This is a genomic window from Pantoea sp. USHLN256 (assembly GCF_037149875.1).
Lineage (GTDB): Bacteria > Pseudomonadota > Gammaproteobacteria > Enterobacterales > Enterobacteriaceae > Pantoea > Pantoea nemavictus.
This window is the reverse complement of the sequence record NZ_JBBCQO010000009.1, coordinates 20,860-40,104: the sequence shown is the minus strand read 5'-3', so window position 1 is coordinate 40,104 and position 19,245 is coordinate 20,860. Positions and strand designations below refer to the sequence as shown.

At 55.0% G+C, this 19,245-nt stretch carries 15 protein-coding genes; 7 read left to right on the top strand and 8 right to left on the bottom strand.

Features of this window, described 5'->3' with window-relative positions; genetic code table 11:
- Positions 1-35: 35 nt before the first annotated feature.
- Positions 36-932: an archaetidylserine decarboxylase gene (gene asd / locus WFL93_RS18980; RefSeq protein ID WP_007891996.1), complete on the top strand. Its 897-nt coding sequence runs from the start codon at positions 36-38 to the stop codon at positions 930-932.
- 15 nt (positions 933-947) lie between these two features.
- Positions 948-4,283, top strand: coding sequence for a miniconductance mechanosensitive channel MscM (mscM, locus tag WFL93_RS18975; protein ID WP_007891994.1), 3,336 nt, complete (start codon positions 948-950; stop codon positions 4,281-4,283).
- A gap of 52 nt (positions 4,284-4,335) precedes the next feature.
- Here mscM and mdh read toward each other — a convergent pair whose 3' ends face one another.
- A complete protein-coding gene (gene mdh / locus WFL93_RS18970) occupies positions 4,336-5,271 on the bottom strand; it encodes a malate dehydrogenase (protein WP_049851238.1) in 936 nt (311 codons plus the stop codon).
- A gap of 422 nt (positions 5,272-5,693) precedes the next feature.
- On the opposite strand from mdh, the gene argR reads away from it, so the two are divergent.
- The 4 genes from argR (at position 5,694) to yhcN (WFL93_RS18950) (ending at position 7,642) form a co-directional block, all read left to right on the top strand.
- Complete coding sequence (argR, locus tag WFL93_RS18965) at positions 5,694-6,164, top strand: transcriptional regulator ArgR (RefSeq protein WP_007891992.1); 471 nt, start codon at positions 5,694-5,696, stop codon at positions 6,162-6,164.
- A 489-nt stretch (positions 6,165-6,653) separates the two neighbouring features.
- Positions 6,654-6,917, top strand: a complete 264-nt coding sequence (yhcN, locus tag WFL93_RS18960; protein WP_007891991.1) for a peroxide/acid stress response protein YhcN — start codon at positions 6,654-6,656, stop codon at positions 6,915-6,917.
- 90 nt (positions 6,918-7,007) lie between these two features.
- Positions 7,008-7,274, top strand: a complete 267-nt coding sequence (locus WFL93_RS18955; RefSeq protein ID WP_007891990.1) for a YdgH/BhsA/McbA-like domain containing protein — start codon at positions 7,008-7,010, stop codon at positions 7,272-7,274.
- A 101-nt stretch (positions 7,275-7,375) separates the two neighbouring features.
- Positions 7,376-7,642: a peroxide/acid stress response protein YhcN gene (gene yhcN, locus WFL93_RS18950; protein WP_049851236.1), complete on the top strand. Its 267-nt coding sequence runs from the start codon at positions 7,376-7,378 to the stop codon at positions 7,640-7,642.
- A 51-nt stretch (positions 7,643-7,693) separates the two neighbouring features.
- Here the strand turns inward: yhcN (WFL93_RS18950) and WFL93_RS18945 are convergent, their stop codons facing one another.
- The 5 genes from WFL93_RS18945 to aaeX all read right to left on the bottom strand — a co-directional run bounded on the left by WFL93_RS18945 (position 7,694) and on the right by aaeX (position 12,661).
- Positions 7,694-7,963 carry a barstar family protein gene (locus WFL93_RS18945; RefSeq protein WP_036621939.1) on the bottom strand — a complete coding sequence of 90 codons (270 nt, stop codon included), beginning with the start codon at positions 7,961-7,963 and terminating at the stop codon, positions 7,694-7,696.
- 25 nt (positions 7,964-7,988) lie between these two features.
- The gene (locus WFL93_RS18940; RefSeq protein WP_336778792.1) at positions 7,989-9,443 is read right to left on the bottom strand and encodes an NAD-dependent succinate-semialdehyde dehydrogenase; all 1,455 of its coding nucleotides are present in this window, start codon (positions 9,441-9,443) and stop codon (positions 7,989-7,991) included.
- Positions 9,444-9,554: 111 nt separating this feature from the next.
- Positions 9,555-11,507: a p-hydroxybenzoic acid efflux pump subunit AaeB gene (aaeB, locus tag WFL93_RS18935; protein ID WP_180822581.1), complete on the bottom strand. Its 1,953-nt coding sequence runs from the start codon at positions 11,505-11,507 to the stop codon at positions 9,555-9,557.
- 11 nt (positions 11,508-11,518) lie between these two features.
- Complete coding sequence (gene aaeA, locus WFL93_RS18930) at positions 11,519-12,448, bottom strand: p-hydroxybenzoic acid efflux pump subunit AaeA (protein WP_180822582.1); 930 nt, start codon at positions 12,446-12,448, stop codon at positions 11,519-11,521.
- A 9-nt stretch (positions 12,449-12,457) separates the two neighbouring features.
- Positions 12,458-12,661 (bottom strand): p-hydroxybenzoic acid efflux pump operon protein AaeX, encoded by a 204-nt coding sequence (gene aaeX, locus WFL93_RS18925; RefSeq protein WP_007891984.1) that lies wholly within the window; start codon positions 12,659-12,661, stop codon positions 12,458-12,460.
- A 258-nt stretch (positions 12,662-12,919) separates the two neighbouring features.
- On the opposite strand from aaeX, the gene aaeR reads away from it, so the two are divergent.
- Positions 12,920-13,837 carry an HTH-type transcriptional activator AaeR gene (gene aaeR, locus WFL93_RS18920; RefSeq protein ID WP_036621938.1) on the top strand — a complete coding sequence of 306 codons (918 nt, stop codon included), beginning with the start codon at positions 12,920-12,922 and terminating at the stop codon, positions 13,835-13,837.
- 41 nt (positions 13,838-13,878) lie between these two features.
- Here aaeR and tldD read toward each other — a convergent pair whose 3' ends face one another.
- Together tldD and yhdP are read right to left on the bottom strand one after the other, a co-directional pair.
- The gene (gene tldD / locus WFL93_RS18915; RefSeq protein WP_049851234.1) at positions 13,879-15,324 is read right to left on the bottom strand and encodes a metalloprotease TldD; all 1,446 of its coding nucleotides are present in this window, start codon (positions 15,322-15,324) and stop codon (positions 13,879-13,881) included.
- 64 nt (positions 15,325-15,388) lie between these two features.
- Positions 15,389-19,207 carry an AsmA2 domain-containing protein YhdP gene (gene yhdP, locus WFL93_RS18910; protein WP_336778791.1) on the bottom strand — a complete coding sequence of 1,273 codons (3,819 nt, stop codon included), beginning with the start codon at positions 19,205-19,207 and terminating at the stop codon, positions 15,389-15,391.
- Positions 19,208-19,245: the final 38 nt, after the last annotated feature.

Below are 19,245 nucleotides of genomic sequence, written 5' to 3'. Positions count from 1 at the left end.
TTGTTAACGACACGTAATTAAGCCAGGAGGCAACGGTGTTTGATCGTTTTAAACTCGGCCTGAATCATATTTTGCCTAAAAAAGGGCTCACCGAGCTCGCCGGTTGGGGCGCTAGCCGTCGTGGTGGCTGGCTCACCAAAGCGGTCATCGACATCTTTGTCTGGTACTACAAAGTGGATATGGCAGAAGCCAGCAAGCCACATACCGGCAGCTACCGCACCTTCAACGATTTCTTTGTGCGTCCGTTAAAAGAGGGCGCGCGTCCCATCGATCCTGATGCCACTTTATTGGCGCTGCCAGCCGATGGCGCGATTAGCCAGCTGGGCCGCATTGCCGGCGATCAGATCTTCCAGGCCAAAGGCCACACCTACAGCCTGCAGGCGCTGCTGGCGGGTAACGACGATTTGGCGGCGCAGTTTAACGACGGTGAGTTCGTTACCACTTACCTCGCCCCGCGCGATTATCACCGCGTGCACATGCCCTGTAACGGCATCCTGCGCGAGATGATCTACGTGCCTGGCGATCTCTATTCGGTGAACCCGCTGACCGCGCGCAACATTCCCAACCTCTTCGCACGTAATGAACGCGTGATCTGCGTTTTCGATACCGATCATGGCCCGATGGTGCAAATCCTGGTCGGTGCCACCATTGTTGGCAGCATCGAAACCGTGTGGGCGGGAACCATTACGCCACCGCGCGAAGGGGTGATCAAACGCTGGCGCTATCCTTCTGCCGAACATGACGGTGCGGTGGTGCTGCTGAAAGGCCAGGAAATGGGCCGCTTCAAATTGGGTTCAACGGTTATCAACCTGTTCGCGCCTCATCGCGTGAAGCTGGCCGAAAGCCTCGAAGCCGAAAGTAAAACCCGCCTCGGTCAGCCGCTGGCCATCGCCCTGCCTCAGCCCGGCGACAGCGTCTCACTTAGCAAATAACCCGGAACCTCTCCCGTGCGCGTTCTCCTCTCTCTGCTGCTGAGCCTTGTGCTCAGCAGTTCTGTCTTTGCCGCTACCGTTCCGCAATCCAGTCAGCTTAAGCAGGAACTGGATGCGGCTAAATCCGCGAAAAGCTCACCTGCTCAAACCGAACAGGTTCAGGCGCTGGAAGCGGCAATCAACTTCCTCAACGAGCGCGATGAGTCGCTGGAGCGCGCGAAGCAGTATCAACAGGTGATCGATGATTTCCCGCGACTGGCGCGCGAACTGCGTCAGCAGATTGCCACCCTAACCGATAGCAGCAAGGCGGTACGCAGCAATATGAGCAGCGCCGAGCTGGATCAAGAGCTGTTGCAGGTGAGCAGCCAACTGCTGGAAGAAGGCCGCCAGGCACAGCAAGAGCAGGATCGTGCTCGCGAAATCAGCGATTCACTGTCGCAACTGCCGCAGCAGCAAACCGATGCGCGCCGGGCGATGACCGAAAGCGATCGCCGCGCGCAGAGCTCATCTGCGGCGACCACGCCGCTCGCGCAGGCGCAGATTTACGCACGTCAGGCAGAGAATGCCGCTAACAAAGCGCGCGTTGATGAGTTAGAGCTGGCGCAGCTGTCGGCGAATAATCGCCAGGAGCTGGCGCGCATGCGTGCCGAAGTGCACCAGCGTAAAGCCACTCAGCTGGATAACTATCTGCAGGCGCTACGCAATCAACTGAATAACCAGCGCCAGCGCGAGGCTGAACTGGCGCTGGAGCGCACCGAGCAACTGGCGGAAAACAGCGGCGATCTGCCGAGCGCCATCAGCGATCAGTTCCGCGTTAACCGCGAATTGTCGGCAGACCTCAATCAGCAAGCGCAGCGCATGGATCTCGTCGCTTCGCAGCAGCGCCTTGCCACCAATCAAACTCTGCAGGTGCGTCAGGCGTTAAGCACGCTGCGCGAGCAGTCGCAATGGCTGGGCGCCTCCAATCTGTTAGGTGAAGCGCTGCGAGCTCAGGTGGCGCGTCTGCCGGAGATGCCGAAATCTCAACAGATTGATAGCGAAATGGGCCAGCTGCGCGTGCAGCGCCTGCATTATGAAGACTTACTAGAACGCCAGCAGGACCTGCGCAAAGCCAAGCAAGATGATGGCACGCCATTCAGCAGCGATCAGGTGCGCATCCTTGAAGCACAACTCAAAACCCAGCGCGAACTGCTGAATTCCCTGATTTCCGGCTGCGATACGCTGATTCTGGAAATCACCAAACTTAAAGTTTCCAATACGCAGTTGCAGGATGCCTTAGCCGAAGTAAAAGATGCGACGCATCGCTATCTCTTCTGGACCGCCGACGTAAACACCATCGGCCTGAATTTCCCGGTAGAGATGGCGCATGATCTTAAGCGTCTGCTGTCGCTGGATACTGCCGGCCAGCTCGGCAAAGCGCTGGCGATGATGTTCACGAATCGCGAAACCGTGTTGCCGATCATTGGCGCAATTTTGCTGGTTGGTTTCAGTATCAGTTCGCGTCGTCATTACAACGCTTTTATGGAGCGCTCGGCCAGCCGCGTCGGTAAAGTGACTCAGGATCGCTTTAGCCTGACGCTGCGCACGGTATTTTGGTCGATTCTGGTGGCGGTGCCGCTGCCAGTGCTGTGGGCCGCGCTCGGTTATGGTTTGCAGCACGCCTGGCCCTATCCATTTGCCGTAGCGATTGGCGACGGCATCACCGCTACGCTGCCGCTGCTGTGGGCCTTTATGATCAGCGCCGCGTTTGCCCGCCCTGATGGTTTATTTGTGGTGCATTTCCGTTGGCCTCAGGCGCGCGTGGCGCGTGCGATGCGCTATTACTCGCTGTCCGTTGGGCTGATTGTGCCGCTAATCATGTTGCTGATCGCCTTTGCGAATCTCGACGATCCGCAATTCTCAGGCACGCTGGGACGCGTGTGCTTCATCCTGATTTGTGGCGCGCTGAGTATCGTCACCGTTAGTCTGAAACGCGCCGGCATTCCGCTCTATCTGGATAAAGAGGGCAACGGCGACAATTTCGTTAACCGCATTCTGTGGAACTTAATGATCGCCCTGCCGCTGGTCGCCGCCTTCGCCTCCTGCATCGGTTATCTCGCTACGGCGCAGGCGCTGCTGGCGCGCCTGGAAACCTCGGTAGGTATTTGGTTCTTCTTGTTGGTGGTGTATCACATCATCCGCCGCTGGATGCTGATTCAACGTCGCCGTATCGCCTTTGATCGTGCGCGCCAGCGTCGTGCCGATATGCTGGCCAACCGCGCGCGCAGTGAAGAAGAGAAAGAGCAACAAACGCCGGTGAATGCGGACACCATCGAAATAGAGGAGCCGAGCATCGATCTGGATGAGATCAGCGCGCAGTCGCTGCGTCTGGTGCGTTCACTTCTCACGCTGATCGCCTTGGTGTCGGTGATTGTGCTGTGGTCAGAAATTCATTCGGCGTTTAGCTTCCTTGATAACATTCCGCTGTGGAATGCCAGCACCACTATTCAGGGCGTTGATAGCGTGCAGGCGATTACGCTGGGCGCGGTGCTGATCGCGATTCTGGTGCTGATTATCACCACGCAGCTGGTGCGCAATATGCCTGCTCTGCTGGAGCTGGCGCTGTTACAGCATCTCAGCCTGGCGCCCGGCACCGGCTACGCGATTACCACCTTGACCAAATATGCGCTGATGCTGATTGGCGGTTTGATTGGCTTCTCGATGATGGGCATTGAGTGGTCGAAGCTGCAGTGGCTGGTTGCCGCGTTAGGTCTGGGATTGGGCTTCGGTATGCAGGAGATCTTCGCCAACTTTATCTCCGGCTTGATTATCCTGTTCGAAAAACCGATTCGTATCGGCGATACCGTTACCATTCGCGACTTGACCGGCAGCATTACCCGCATCAACACGCGCGCCACCACCATTACCGATTGGGACCGCAAAGAGATTATCGTGCCGAATAAGGCCTTTATCACTGAGCAATTCGTTAACTGGTCGCTGTCGGATTCGGTCACGCGCGTGGTGCTGACCATTCCTGCTCCCGCGCGGGTTAACAGTGATGAAGTGACCAACATTCTTAAGCAGGCAGCCGATCGCTGTACTTATGTGCTCGATATGCCGGCGCCGGATGTATTCCTGGTCGATTTGCAGCAGGGTATTCAGCTGTTTGAACTGCGTGTGCATGCGGCGGAGATGGGACATCGCATGCCGCTACGCCATGAACTGCATCAGCTGATTCTGCGCGGCTTTGAAGAGCACGGGATTGAGATGCCGTTCCCACCGTTCCAGGTGCGTATGGAAACGCTGGGCAGGAAAACCCCCGCCAGCAACGGAACCCCCTCCAGCCAGACGTTTAAGTCCGGCGGATTATAAAAACAAAACGCCCGGCAGAAGCCGGGCGTTATTTACTGCAGCACAGAGCCAATCACTTCACAAACTCTTCGCCCTGCGCGATATCTTTCTTCAGCGTTTCCAGCATGCCCTTCAGTGCCTGCTGTTCAAACGCACTCAACGTGCCAAGCGGGCGGCGTTCGACAATGCCATTTTTACCCAACAGCAGCGGCTGCGAGAAGAAGCGCGCGTATTCACCCTCGCCTTCCACATACGCACACTCCACCACGTTAGCTTCACCTTGCAATGCGCGAATCAGCGACAGACCAAAACGTGCCGCCGCTTGTCCCATCGACAGCGTAGCCGACCCGCCGCCGGCTTTGGCTTCCACCACTTCGGTGCCGGCATTCTGAATTCGTTTAGTCAGATCCGCCACTTCCTGTTCGCTAAAACTCACGCCTTTAACCTGCGACAGCAGCGGCAAGATAGTCACGCCTGAATGGCCGCCAACAACCGGCACTTCAATCTCGTTCGGCTGCTTGCCTTTCAGCGCGGCCACAAAAGTATTGGCGCGGATAATATCGAGGGTTGAAACGCCAAACAGGCGATTTTTGTCATACACGCCAGCTTTCTTCAGCACTTCGGCCGCAATGGCCACCGTGGTATTCACCGGGTTGGTGATGACGCCAATCAGGGCTTTCGGCGCGGTGCTGGCAACCTGTTCGATCAGGTTACGCACGATGCCGGCGTTGACGTTAAACAGGTCGGCGCGATCCATGCCCGGTTTGCGTGCCACACCCGCAGAGATCAGCACCACATCGGCACCATGCAGCGCTGGCGTGGCATCTTCACCGCTGAACCCTTCAACGGTGACTGCCGTTGGGATATGGCTGAGATCCACCGCCACACCCGGCGTTACCGGCGCGATGTCATAAAGTGAGAGAGCTGAGCCTGCGGGTAATTGCGTTTTGAGCAGCAGTGCGAGCGCCTGGCCAATACCACCAGCGGCACCGAGAACGGCAACTTTCATCCTGAACTCCTTATTAAGGTGGGGCAGAGATATGCCGAAAATCCATCAGGTTACGAGTTTAATCAACTTCTCAGGCGATAGCGACTAAACCTGTCGCGCACTTAAACTACGCCGCAATCGGCTCCCGAGACATCTCCACTTCAGAAGTCGCCTGAATGATACATTCGCAGCCAGAAGACAATGGACGGCAATGATCATCGATATAGTTGTTACCACATCAATAATATAACAACTTTGCAACCTTCGCTTTGCGCGCCAACCCGCTATTTTGGCGCGGCGTAAAACTCTGGTATCATCTCGCCCCCGCAGGATGTAACCGCGATTCTCTCACCAGACTTATTGCATAAAAATTCATCTAAATGCATAATAATTTATCTGCCGTAGGCCTGTTGCCTGCTGCAACCCTCTTTTATTGGTAGCTTATGCGAAACCCATCAAAACAAGACGACTTGATTAAGGCGTTTAAAGCCTTATTGAAGGAAGAGAAATTCAGCTCCCAGGGCGAAATTGTGCAGGCGCTGCAGGAAGACGGCTTCGAGAACATCAATCAGTCCAAAGTTTCTCGTATGCTGACCAAGTTTGGCGCGGTGCGCACGCGCAATGCCAAGATGGAGATGGTTTACTGCCTGCCCGCCGAGCTCGGCGTCCCCACCACCACCAGCCCGCTGAAAAATCTGGTACTGGATATCGACTACAACGATGCCCTGGTGGTAATTCACACCAGCCCCGGCGCGGCGCAGCTGATTGCACGCCTGCTGGATTCGCTCGGCAAAGCCGAAGGTATCCTCGGTACCATCGCTGGTGATGACACCATCTTTATTACCCCTGCGCGCACCTTCTCGGTGAAACAGCTGCACGATGCTGTACTGGTTTTATTCGAACAAGAGCTATAAAAACCTGCTGCATGCCGGCAGAATCTCTGCCGGTTATTTCTCCTCACCCGCATCATCCGTAACCATGCTGTTACAAATTCCTTTGTAAATAATAAGTTATCCATATACCCAGCGGTTCTTTTCCTCCATGAAGATTGGTACGACCTTTGCGCCTGCTTAGCCTAATGCGCTATTTTACGCTGCTTTACATATGGTCCTAAGTGTCATTACCTACCCGCAGCGTATCAGCCAGCGAGATCAACCATGATCTTTCGCACTAAAAGATAATTTGATGTAGATCATTGTTTTTACATTGAAATAGCTGTCATTGGTTAAGATCCAGGCGTTTTTTATAACTTCCGGTTCTAAAAAAGTGCCATAAGGATAAAGAATTACAACCAAACATTATTAGCTAGATATTAATTTCGTGAGTGATTAGATCTATACTTAGTTTCGTGATGCAAATCACACGAAAGAAAAAGATAAAAATAGACGACGAGGAAAAATATCATGAACGTTAAAACTACTATTGCAACGCTAAGTGTTCTCTCTGCCCTGTCATTTGGTGCTTTTGCAGCAGATTCTATCAATGCCGAACAGGCTGCGAATCTGCAACCCGCAGGCACCATCAGCGTCAGCGGCGTGGGTGGCTCTCCAATGGATATTCGTCAGCAGTTAAATGACAAAGCCGATCAGCAAGGGGCAAAAGCTTACCGAGTGATCGAAGCGAATACCGGTGACAACTACCACGCGACCGCTGAACTGTACAAATAAGTTACAGATTCAAGACGCAATGTGAACGGCGACCCGTTTGAGACGCACTTGCCTCTCAGGTTGCCGACCCAAATTTCAGGAGAGTGAATCATGAAAACCAAATTAGCTATCGCAGTACTGGGCTTGGCTTCTGTTCTTTCTTTTGGCGCAAGCGCCGCAAGCCTGGTTTCCAACCAACAAGCTGAACAGCTGCAATCTCTGAACCAAACCATCAGCGTAAGCGGTGTTGATGGCGACCAGACCAACGTTCGCCAGGAACTGTCGCAGAAGGCCGATGCTCAAGGTGCCAGCCATTACCGCATCATTGAGAGCAACCGTGGCGATACCTTCCACGTGACTGCTGAACTGTATAAATAATCATTAATTGAACGTCCGGCGCCCAGACGGCGCCAGGCAATAGATCGACGACCCGCCCACCCCTTTCTGCCGCAGGTTGTTGATTAAACGAGGAGAAAATTATGAAAATCAAAACAACCATCGCAACTGCTAGCCTGCTTTCCCTGTTCGCCTTTGGTGCTTCTGCAGCACAACTGGTTACCGAACAACAGGCGCAGAATCTGCAACCTACCGGCAGCACTATTTCAATTAGCGGAACCGGCGGTTCACCGATGGATTACCGTGCCGAGCTTTCACAGAAAGCGGATGAGCAAGGTGCCAGCGCCTACAAAGTTATTGAAGCTAAAACCGGCGACAGCTATCACGTCACCGCTGAGCTGTATAAGTAATTCCTCGTCAATTAAGACGAACCCTTTGGCCCCGCTCGCCGGGGCCCTTTTTTACTTTACATTGAAGCGGAGCTGGCCTTCCAGCTCCTCTTCTGCTTCATCAAATAGCAGAATCAATGCGCCATACCGGCGTTTCTGCCCTTTCCCCAGATTTACAAACTCAATCTCCAGCGGCAACGGCAGTTGCTCACCGACGATCGCATCCCAAAGATCATCAAGATCGTTGATGGTGAGATCGGCCAGTGCAAAACGATCGCTAAACTGGCGATAGAAATGGGCTTGATCGACAATTTCGTCGAAATCGAAACGCTCGGTTCTCATCATGACGCCCTCTTAATCGCAGCGGCTAATTTAGTCCGCCGAGGTGCAGCGCTTTCACTTCCAGATACTCTTCCATGCCCAGTACCGAACCTTCGCGTCCCAGTCCGGACTCTTTCACGCCGCCGAACGGCGCCAGTTCGGTGGACACCGCACATTCGTTAATGCCAATCATGCCGGCTTCCAGCGCCGAAGAAACCCGGAATACGCGTTGAAGATTCTGCGTGTAGAAATAGGCCGCTAAACCATATTCAGTGTTATTGGCGCGCTGAATGACATCGTCTTCATCGTCAAAACGGAAGCAAGCCGCTACCGGCCCAAACGTCTCTTCCTGCGCTAGCTTCATCGCTTCATGCGCTTCCGCGATAACCGTCGGCTGCCAGAAATTACCGCCGAGCGGATGACGCTCACCGCCGACCAGCAGTTTGCCACCTTTGCTCAGCGCGTCTTTGACATGCTCTTCCACCTTTTCCAACGCGGACTGTTCAATCAGCGGGCCTACAATGACGCCCTCTTCTACGCCGTTACCGACTTTAAGTTTCCCCACCGCCTCGGCCAGCTGGTTGACGAAACGATCATACACGGCGTTGTGTACATAGAAGCGATTAACACTGACGCACACCTGTCCGGCATTACGGAACTTATTGGCAATCGCACCCTGCACCGCGGCATCGATATCCGCGTCTTCAAACACGATATAGGGCGCGTTCCCGCCTAACTCCATCGAGACTTTTTTCATGGTTTCCGCAGCGTTACGCATCAGCGTTTTACCCACGGCGGTTGAACCGGTGAAGGAGATTTTACGTACCGCCTTGCTGGCCATAATCGCATCACTGATCGCATGCGTATCGCCCGCTACCGCATTGAGCACACCATCCGGCACGCCAGCTTTCTGCGCCAGAGCCAGCAGCGCAAATGCGCTTAACGGCGTGTTATTGGCCGGTTTAATGATGCCAGTACATCCGGCGGCCAAAGCGGGACCGAGTTTGCGCGTCAGCATCGCCATTGGGAAATTCCACGGCGTGATCGCGGCAACCACGCCAATCGGTTCGCGCGTTGCCAGAATGCGCGAGCCAGGTTTAGCGGGCGGGATAATTTCTCCATTGACGCGCTTTGCCTGCTCGGCAAACCACTGAATAAAACTGGCGGCATATTCCACTTCGCCTTCGGCTTCTTTGAGCGGTTTACCCTGCTCCGCCGTCATCAGTTGGCCCAGCCAGCTTTTGTTTTCGATGATTAGCTGATACCAGCGATTGAGGATTTCGGCACGCGCCTTAGCGGTTTTATCGCGCCAGGCAGGAAAGGCTCGCTGCGCAGCGGCAATCGCCTGTTCAGTTTCCTTTGTGCCGGCTTTGGCTACCTGCGCTAATACCTCGCCGGTGGCGGGATTAGTGACATCAAAGGTCGCGCTGGCTTTTTGCCATTGGCCATCGGCGAAGTAGCCGGTTTTGAATAATTCGTGTTGTTGCAGGGAAGTGGACATCGGTTTTCTCCTGTCAGTTTACATCCTGTCAGGAAAGTATAGATGCCATTATCAGAGGTTTTTGTGTCAGCGTGGGATCTAAAAGGCCGCTGCATGCTGCAGCGGCCAGTTTCAGATTTGTATTAGCGTGTTCTGGTACTTATCCAACATCAGTGCCAGTCGTTTCACCGGCTCGGTGACGTTATCCGGCGCTGAATAGTGCTGCAGCTTCTCCTGATAAACCTCTAACTCTTGCAGCAAGCGCTCGAAATAGTAACGCCGCTTGTCATCGCTGGTCGCAGAAACGATGCGATCGGCGGTAGAGCGCAACTGGCGGTGATAGGCTGACAAATCTGCATTGACCGGCACTTCGGCATTTCGCAGGCGTTGATGCCCGATAATCAGCGTCAGCGCGATGCGATATTTATTAATATCGCCGGGAAACAGATTGAGCAGCAAGAACAGTTGCTGATACAGCGCCGGCAGATGGTTTTCACGCCGACGCGCCTGATTAGTGGTAAGAGCAGCCACAGCAGCATACATAAAGCGATTGAGCAGTTTACGTCCGGTACGGTCTTTCGATTTATCGCGAATCAGCAGAATCACCATCATCGCCACGAAGCAGCCGATAACCTGGCCCAGCACGTTATCGAGGAACACGTTGAACTCAAACTTCATCGGGTTATCGAGTACCAGCACGTTTAGGGTGCCAATCAGCGCGCCCAGCGTTCCCAACTGACGGCGCTGTACAAAAATGCCACCGATAAAGCCCAGCGCACCAATGGCGATGCATAACAGTAAGATACTTTGCTGGGTAGCGGGCAGAATAAAGATGAAGTAGAGCGCACCGAGCGGTACCGCCACCGTCATGCCGTAAAGGAAATCTTTCGCCACCATCAGCGGATTTGGCATGCGCATCGCGAGCGCGGTAATCACCGCCAGCATCACCATGCAGCCGCTGCCCGACGTCCAGCCGGTATACAACCAGAACAGCGAACCCAGTGCGGTAGCGACAAAGGTACGTACGCCATTAATCATCGCGTGATGCGTTTCGGCCGAGCGCGCCTGAATCACCACTTCGCGTTGCAGTATGCTCTCTTCGAGCGTGGTGATACGGCTGTTGCTTTTTATGCCATTGATGAGCAACAGATATTCGGTTGCCGCACCCACCCAACTCGCCAGCGTGACCGGCACGGTTTTACTGCTCACGCCAATTAAGCGACGCATCACCTTCATGCGTTTATGCACATCGTTGACGTTGTTGACCTCTTTTTCGATCAGCAAGCGGTAGTGCGGTGGAATGTATTCCGGACGTGAATTTTGAATCAGAAAGGTTTCGGCGGCCTGAGTGATCAGCGTCAGCGACAACGTATTCAGCATTTGCAGACGGCGGCTGGAATTTTTCCAGCGTGACGACTCCATTAGCAGTTGGCTACGCATGCCGTTGAGTGCCGTGGTGCGACGCACTAACGCGCTCCAGGCTTTGTCCACTTCGTCTTTATCTGCATGAGCCACGCACATTTGCAGCAGCTTGTAATGCGCCACCAGCAGCGCATCGACTTCCTGCTCAATCACTTTTTTGATTGAGCGCGGCGAGAACAGCATGTCGGCGAGAATCGCACACAGAATACCGATAACGATTTCACTGCAGCGCTCAACCGCATATTGCGGCGCCAGAGTTAAGCCGCCGCTGGCATCCGCCGTCACCACAATGATCAGCGCGGTGTAACCCGCAAGGCCAAGTGCGTAGGAGTTTTCCACTTTGATTAGCGAAGAGAGCCAGACGCACATGCCCGCCCACAGGCAGCAGATCAGCAACATGACCACCGGCGCGCGCACCGTGGCAATCATGATGGTGAGCGCGGCGATACAGCCAATAAAGGTACCAATGATGCGCAAGATGCCGCGATAGCGCAGTGCGCCAGAGTAGGGATCGCCCCCTGCAGCAAAAGCGGTACCACCGGCCACGATGCCGGCGGTCATCACCGCCCAACGCGGCGTTTCCAGATTGAAGTGAAAGCCAATCATCAACGCCGCAACCAGCGCGAAGGTTAGCTTTACCGGGAAACGCAAAAACTCAATCATATCGCCCTCGCTTAACCAAACTCACGCAGGCGGTTGAACAACTGCGTCAGCGGCGAGACTTTGGTTTCGCGGTCCTGCGCGCCGGTGATCACCACCGTCGCGGTAGTACCTGCCGGGAAGCGGTTGCCTGGCTGATCGTCGAGACGAATGCGTACCGGCACACGTTGCGCCAGACGAACCCACTCCAGATTCGAGTCAATGGTCGCCATGCCTTTGCTGTCGCTGGTGCTGCTGCTGTTCGTGACACCCGCAGCAATACTGTCGACGGTACCGCGCAGCACCACATTGCTACCCAACGGCGTAATCTGCGCGCGGAAGCCGGGACGCACGCCATCCAGCTTGGTCTCTTCCATGTAGGCCAGCACATAGAAGGAGTGCTGCTGTACCAGCGCGACCGCCACTGAACCACGCGTAATAAATTCGCCCTGATACACGTTGAGGTTAGTGACCCAGCCATCTGATGGCGCTTTGATGGTGGTACGATCGAGGTCGATTATCGCCAGATCGCGCGTCGCAACCGATTTGGCCAGCTGATGTTCGCTGGTTTGCAGATCATTATTGGATTGCTCAATCGCTTCACGCGACATGGCGCTGGTGCCCAACTGATTGCGGCGGCTGGCTTCACGACGTTTTTCGCTTACCAACGCCTGGTAATATTCAACGTCTGCCTGCGCTTCATCCAACGCTTTTTGGTAACGTGGACGATCGACCACAAACAGCGTGTCGCCTTTTTTCACCAGCTGGTTATCGTGCACTGGCACGTCAGTGATGATGCCGGTGACGTCTGGCGAGATCGCCACGACATCGGCGGAGAATTTAGCATCACGCGTCCACGGTGATTCGGTGTAGAACACCCAGGCGCGGAAGATGATCACGATTGCGATGACAACCAGCAGGAGCGTAATCGCGTATCGCGCGATTTTTCTTATTAGCGCTTTCACTTAAAAACCTCAGACGAATAAACGGGATACAAGGTAAAACACACAGCAATACAACGCGGTGTTAAACAGTGCTGGATGCCAAACCAGATCGTAGATCCCGCTAGGCGTTAGCACGCGTTTCACCAGCCAGAAAAGCGCCAGAGAAACCAATAGTTCTACGAAGATGGGCGGAAAAGACAGCCCGAATACGACAAATACCGGAAGCACACTCATTTCGGATCCTTAGTTCGACCTTGCCGGATTGCACCGATACCTGCCCACATGCCGAGCGGCACGTTGGGTTTATGCTCAGGGGAAGACGGATAAACTGATGGCAACATTCAGGCCGCGTTGAGCTAATCATAGCGTATCATCGGGTTAACACAGCCGTGTTCAGGTGCAGTGAAGAGACCCAGCGCGCGTATAGTAACGCGCTTGACTATACGTTTTCTACATATTGTGAGCTAAATCACTTTTTAGCCAGAGTAAACAATGGATCGACTTAAAAGCATGTCCATTTTCGCCAAAGTGGTTGAATTGGGCTCATTTACCGCCGCAGCACGCCAGCTTCAGCTTAGCGTTTCGTCTATCAGCCAGATTGTCGCCAAACTGGAAGATGAGCTACAGGTTAAATTGCTCAACCGCAGCACGCGCAGCCTTGGACTGACTGAAGCCGGGAAAATCTATTTTCAAGGCTGCCGCCGCATGTTAGCTGAGGCATCACAGGTGCACGAGCAGCTGTATGCCTTTAATAACACGCCGATAGGTATTCTTCGCATCGGCTGCTCATCAACGATGGCGCAGAATGTTTTATCGGCGATGACCAGCGAAATGTTACGTGAATATCCGGGTTTAAGCGTCAATCTGGTGACCGGCATTCCGGCACCGGACCTGATCGCCAATGGCCTCGATTTAGTGGTGCGTGTGGGTGCGTTGCAGGATTCGAATCTGTTCTCACGCCGTCTGGGGGCAATGCCGATGGTGGTGTGTGCGGCCAAAAGCTATCTGGCACAGCACGGCACGCCGGAAAAGCCGGGTGAGATCGACAATTTTTCCTGGCTGGAATATAGCGTGCGGCCAGATAACACCTTTGAACTGGTGGCACCGGAAGGATTGGTGACGCGTCTTACGCCGCAGGGCCGTTTTGTGACCAACGATTCACAAACGCTGATTCGCTGGCTGAAAGCCGGTTGTGGTATCGCCTATGTGCCGCTGATGTGGGTGATTGATGAGATCGGCGCCGGTGAGATCGATATTCTGTTCCCGCAATACCACTCGGAGCCGCGCCCGGTCTATGCGCTCTATACCGAGAAGGATAAGCTGCCGCTGAAAGTACAGGTGTGTATTGATTATCTGACGGAGTATTTCAAACAGGTGGCGCAGCAATATCAGCAGCATCGGAAAGGGTGAAAAGAGATTAAGGTCGCCGGAAATGGCGACCTTACAGCGGATTAAGCGGTACCACCAACGGTGATTTTATCCAGCTTCAGCGTTGGCTGGCCGACGCCCACTGGCACGCTCTGGCCCTCTTTGCCACACACGCCGACGCCTTTATCCAGCGCCAGGTCGTTGCCGACCATCGAAATCTGCTGCATCGCTTCAATGCCAGAGCCAATCAGCGTTGCACCTTTCACCGGTGTGGTCACTTTACCGTTCTCGATCAGATAGGCTTCTGAGGTGGAGAACACGAACTTGCCGGAGGTGATATCAACCTGACCGCCGCCGAAGTTCGGCGCATAGATGCCGTATTCCACGCTTTCGATGATATCCTGCGGCGTTGATTTACCCGCCAGCATATAGGTGTTGGTCATACGCGGCATGGGCAGGTGCGCATAGGACTCACGGCGACCGTTACCGGTTGGATTAACGCCCATCAGGCGCGCATTCAACTTGTCCTGCATGTAGCCTTTCAGCACGCCATTTTCAATCAGCATGTTGTACTGGCCCGGTACACCTTCATCATCAACCGCCAATGAACCGCGCAGACCTTCAATAGTGCCATCATCAACCACGGTACAGAGTTCTGAAGCCACCAGCTGGCCCATTTTGCCGCTGAATACCGATGTCGCGCGACGGTTAAAATCACCTTCCAGACCATGTCCAACCGCTTCGTGCAGCAGCACGCCCGGCCAGCCCGCGCCCAACACCACCGGCAACATACCGGCTGGCGCCGCAACGGCAGACAGGTTCACCAGCGCCATACGTACCGCTTCACGCGCCCAGGCATCGGCACGCACATCACCGCTTTCATCGGCAAGGAAGAATTCATAACCGGTACGCGCACCGCCGCCGCTCGAGCCGCGCTCACGCTTGCCCTGGTCTTCCACCTGTACGCTGATGGAAAGACGCACCAGCGGACGGATATCCGCCGCCAGCGTGCCATCAGTGGCGGCCACCAGCACTTGTTCGTAAACGCCGCTCAGGCTGGCATTCACTTCCTGCACGCGCGGATCGGCAGCGCGCGCCACTTGATCAACACGATGTAGCAGGGCGATTTTGTCTTCGCGCGTCAGGCTATCCAGTGGATTCACTGGCGCATACAGCGAACGGTTCAGTACCGCCGACAACGTATGCGCTTTGCCATTGCCTTGCTCACGCACGATGCTGCGCGCCGCTTCAGATGACTGACGCAGTGCATTCAGGGAGATTTGGTCGGCATAGGCGAAACCGGTTTTCTCACCGCTCACGGCACGCACGCCAACGCCCTGATCGATGTGGTAAGAACCATCTTTAATAATTTTGTCTTCCAGCACCCAGGATTCGTGGAAACTGGACTGGAAATAGAGATCGGCATAATCCAGACGACGTTCTGAAAGCTGCCCTAACAGGGAATAAAGGTCCTGCTGATTAATGCTGTTCGCAGTTAGCAACTGCTCACTTACCAGATTCAGAGTCATCGTTTCTCACTCATTATGTGCTCGGATAGTCATAGCCTGCGGCAATTACCCGACGGCGTCAAATTCACTTCTTCTCGTCTTCGCGCGGTTTGCGCAGTACTTCGTTGATTTCCGGCTTATCCAGCGGCCCGCTGATGTGGTAACGCAGCAGTGAAATCTTGTTCCACAGCGGCCCCAATACTTTACTGGCGGCAAACACCGCGGCGCCAACCACCGGGTTGATGACGAAGGCGGTTGCCACACCGACCGAAGCGGAGATTTCCGGTGCGACCACCGCTTCCATATCAATCTGACGCTTCACTAAATCAATGTTGCCCTTCATGGCGATATCCGCTTCCAGACCATCCACCAGCAGGTTATCGGTGCGCATCACGCCGTTTTCAATCCACGCGGTGCCGTTGATGGAATCAAAATAGAAGCCGTCGTTAAAGGTATCGCTGAAATCGAAACGCAGCTTACGCAGCAAGGCATCGAAGCTAAACAGACGCAGCAGCTGCCCGGCGCGACCGGTATTCACATCGGCGATCTGTCCTTTGCCAAAGTGGGTTTTCAGCGTGCCGCTCAGCGTCTGTTCCGAAGGCTGCCAGGGTGCAGAACGCCAATGCAGGTCGTAATCGAGTTTAAACGGTGCATCGCGCAGCGGCGTGTTCATGCCGAACCAGTTGGCGGCGTCATTGATATTCTCGCCGCTCAGGCTGCCCTTCAACGAGGTGCGCTGATTACCGGGTTTATTCACCCATTCGCCCGCCACATTGAGCTTCGAGCTGCCGGAGTCGATTGACCCGTTAGTAAGTGCTAACGTATCTCCCTGTGGCTGCAGCTTCGCCTGCATGTGGCCAAACTTCTGCCCACGCAGCCAGCACTCATCACAATTAAGCTGCAATGCGGGCCAGCTGCTGAAATTGATGTTGCTGCTGCCACCGCTAAACGGCGAGGATTTATCGTCGGTTTTGTCGGCCCATTCAGGATTGTAGTAAAGATAGCTTAGGTCGATCTGCCAGGGGGCATGCTGCGCCGTCTGCAAACTACCGCGTGCTTCACGGCTCTCCAGCTGCAAACGCGTGTTGCCACTTGGGCCCTGAGTAACGGTGGCATTAACGTCATGCCATTGCTGACCGCCGAGCGTCAACGCTGGCGTGCGGATAATGAAATCGCCCGGCAGCAGCGCGCCGCCCACTTCAGGTTCGCCCTGCGCGTTGCGTGAGCCGCCCGAACCAGCCAGCATTCCCATCCAGGCTTCACCATCCAGCGCAGGAAGATTCAGCTCCATGCCACGTTTTTCCGGCAGTTTCGGCGTCGTTTTCGCATCGTTCAGCCAGATACCGCGATCAACGCGCAGCTGTGGCTCCAGAATCCAGCGACTGTTGAAACGATGCTGGTCGCGCACGCTGCCGCTCAAGGTAAAGCCTTTTAAATCACCGTTGGCGTTGATGGTAATCGGCATCGCTTCACCGGCTGGTTTATCCAGCGGCGCAGGTAAGTGACTGCTTACTGTTTTGCCATCGCCTTTCAGTTCAACCTTGTAACTTGCGCCACCTTTATGCGGCAGCGTAATATCGACATTCCCCTGCCACGGCAAACTTCCGCCCAGTTGGCGAGCCATCGCTTGCGGCAACATTTTCAGTTTACCTGGCTGCCAATCCCCCAGCAGCTTAACGTTAACGCCGAAATCGTCTGGATTTTCCTGTGTACTGAAGCTAATGCCCGTCGGCTGACCGAACCAGTTCGCCTGCATCTCTTCACTTTCCAGATTACCGTTGTTGTAACGGAACCGGCCGGTGAGGTTATTGAGCGTGGTATTTAAAGGCTTGATGTGCAGAGTGTTGTTGTTCATCACCACATTGCCGCTGGCGTGCACCTGTTCGCCATCCAGCGGGATGTCGAGATTCAGCGAGCCGCGCACATTGCCGCCTATCTGCAACTGCTCCAGCGCTGCGCCGAGTGTCGGTTTCAGCGGGGTTTGCTCGAAATAGTCAGCGATCTGTTTGCCTTCACCGCTGATATCGCCATCAACGATCAGCTTCTCTTTCAGGTAATCCGGAATTACCGCGCTGACGTTACGTGCATCCACTTCGCCGAGTTTGGTCTTCTCCGCCTTCATCCACAAACCGTTGTTGAGGAAGTCGAGATTGATGTCGAGGTTTTCCAATGCCGGCCAGCCGGGCTGGAACTGGAAGGTGGAGTTGCGCAGCGGCACCCAGACTTCAAACATGCCGTCATTGTGCTTGAACGGGAACAGCGAGGGATCGCCGGCAAACAGCAGCGTGGCGTTATCTACCTGCCCGCCTTTAATCGCATCACTAAGATAGTGCGTGAGATCGTGCCCCATCAGCTGTTGTGGGAAATAGCGCCAGGCATCGCCGGCATCGGTGACGCGAATCCCGGCGAGAATATCAAGGCGCGGCGCCTTGCCAAGATTTTGCTGGTAGCGGAAATCACCGTGCGCCCACAGCGAACGCGCCTGCACATCAAGCTGATGTCCATCCAGCGTCAAGCCATTGGCATCGCGCAACCAGTTAAGCTGACCGGTGATCTGCTTAATCTGCAGCGGCGCCTGGAACATATCACCGTACGGCACTTCGGCCTGGCCCATCGCCACATCCAGCAAGCCATTGTTCAAGCTGCCGCTGGCGCTACCGCTGAGGTTACTGATGCCCGGCAGCAGTTCCCACTGTTGCCAGGCGAGATCGCGCCATTTCGCCTGCAGGCGCGTCTGGTCTGGCTGCTGCAGTGGAATATCCAGCGCCAGCGCGTCGATGTGGCCACGCGGTTGCAGCGAACGCCAGTTGTCCAGCAAGGTCGGTGAAAGCGGGGCAAACAGCGGAAGGATCGGCGCCAAACGTTCTAAATCAAGTTGCGTAGCACGTACGCGTACTTCCGGCGCACTGTTGGCACCGAGCATTTGCTTATCTTCCGGTTTCCACAGCAGTGAAAAATGTCCCGGCGCCCATGCGATGCCGTCGGTGCTCAAACGGGTTTGCGGTACGGTAAGGCTCCAGCCGTTCTGGAAACGCGACATATGTGCAGTTAAACCATCGACCTGCAGCTGATGATCGCCCTGCTCGCCGCGCCAGCGCGCCCCGCCTTTCCGCAGCAGCAGATCGCCGGCGTAGACGTCGCCATCGCGCAAATTCACCCATGCGGCGAGGCTGAAACGCGCGCTTTCGAGGCTGGTATTATCGCGTAGCCATGGGCCAATCCACGGCCGCACATCAACATCATCGGCCTGCATCCAGATGCGACCATCGCTAAGCAAGCCGTTGTTATCGTTGAGATCGAGCCGTACCTGCACCACGCCATGCTGCCCGGTAAAGCTGGAGAGGCTCACTTCACCTTCGGCGCGGTGACGGGTATTTTCGTTTAACCAGGTGAGGCGCGGAATCGCCAGTTCGGCGTGTTGGCCGGACGGAGTAAGAAAGCGAATGCTGCTATCACGCAGATCGAAGTGGTCGAACTGACGCAAAAATAGATCGTTGATTTGTGCTGGTTTGAAGCTGTTTTTCTGTTCGTCGCTGGTGAGCAACGGGTGATTGGTTTCGAGGCGCAGTTGCCAGAAGGTGAGATCGCGGAATTGCCAGCGCCAGTGCAACAGCGATTGCCAGACGTTGAGCGCCAGATTGACGCGGCCGATGGTCAGTTGACCATCCTCCTGCATCGAAACGTTAAGGTTACGCACCTGCAGCGTGGGGCCAAAATTCTCCCATTTACCCTGCAGCTCGCTGGCGTCCACTTTGACGCCGCTGACGCGCGAGATCGTCTGCAGAATATCGCTGCGATAATGGTTGAGGTGCGGCATCACGAGGCGCAACCCGCTGACCAGCAGCGCCACAATAACGATGATTGCGGCGAGCAGCAGTAACAAAATCCTCGGCAACCGCCTCACACACCTCTCCTTGCTGTCCGTTGGCTTACGGAGCTGAA

Bases quoted from the DNA above. Each gene is read 5' to 3' on its own strand.
- aaeR (WP_036621938.1), top strand. From the start codon at position 12,920: ATGGATCGACTTAAAAGCATGTCCATTTTCGCCAAAGTGGTTGAATTG.
- yhcN (WP_007891991.1), top strand. From the start codon at position 6,654: ATGAACGTTAAAACTACTATTGCAACGCTAAGTGTTCTCTCTGCCCTG.
- WFL93_RS18945 (WP_036621939.1), bottom strand. From the start codon at position 7,963: ATGAGAACCGAGCGTTTCGATTTCGACGAAATTGTCGATCAAGCCCAT.
- tldD (WP_049851234.1), bottom strand. From the start codon at position 15,324: ATGACTCTGAATCTGGTAAGTGAGCAGTTGCTAACTGCGAACAGCATT.
- mdh (WP_049851238.1), bottom strand. From the start codon at position 5,271: ATGAAAGTTGCCGTTCTCGGTGCCGCTGGTGGTATTGGCCAGGCGCTC.
- WFL93_RS18955 (WP_007891990.1), top strand. From the start codon at position 7,008: ATGAAAACCAAATTAGCTATCGCAGTACTGGGCTTGGCTTCTGTTCTT.
- aaeX (WP_007891984.1), bottom strand. From the start codon at position 12,661: ATGAGTGTGCTTCCGGTATTTGTCGTATTCGGGCTGTCTTTTCCGCCC.
- yhcN (WP_049851236.1), top strand. From the start codon at position 7,376: ATGAAAATCAAAACAACCATCGCAACTGCTAGCCTGCTTTCCCTGTTC.
- WFL93_RS18940 (WP_336778792.1), bottom strand. From the start codon at position 9,443: ATGTCCACTTCCCTGCAACAACACGAATTATTCAAAACCGGCTACTTC.
- argR (WP_007891992.1), top strand. From the start codon at position 5,694: ATGCGAAACCCATCAAAACAAGACGACTTGATTAAGGCGTTTAAAGCC.
- aaeB (WP_180822581.1), bottom strand. From the start codon at position 11,507: ATGATTGAGTTTTTGCGTTTCCCGGTAAAGCTAACCTTCGCGCTGGTT.